Origin of the sequence: Achromobacter sp. GbtcB20, from assembly GCF_019091095.1 — a bacterium.
Taxonomy (GTDB): domain Bacteria; phylum Pseudomonadota; class Gammaproteobacteria; order Burkholderiales; family Burkholderiaceae_B; genus Achromobacter; species Achromobacter mucicolens.
Genome location: NZ_JAGXJZ010000979.1, coordinates 1 through 230, shown reverse-complemented (window position 1 = coordinate 230; position 230 = coordinate 1). Strand labels below are relative to the sequence as shown.

Here is a 230-nt window from a genome sequence, read left to right as displayed (position 1 = left end):
ATGGCAGGCATTTGTCGAGGAAGGTCGGGAAAGTTTTCCGGACACGTTGACAGAGGTGCCGATGTTATATTTCGCCAGAACCGTCGAACAAGCCCTGATCGACGGCGCCAATCGCGATCACGTAAACTTCACTATCGGTCGCGAACTTTGGAAAAGCGCTGTGCAGCAATCTGGTTGGAGGGAAGAGCAACTGTTCCAGCTCGCGACCCGCGAAAAGTATGGTGCAGATG

Annotated in this window: 1 pseudogene; it reads left to right on the top strand. The window is 53.5% G+C overall.

Features of this window, described 5'->3' with window-relative positions:
• Positions 1-230: pseudogene (locus tag KVT32_RS31910) on the top strand (hypothetical protein); the annotation flags it as partial.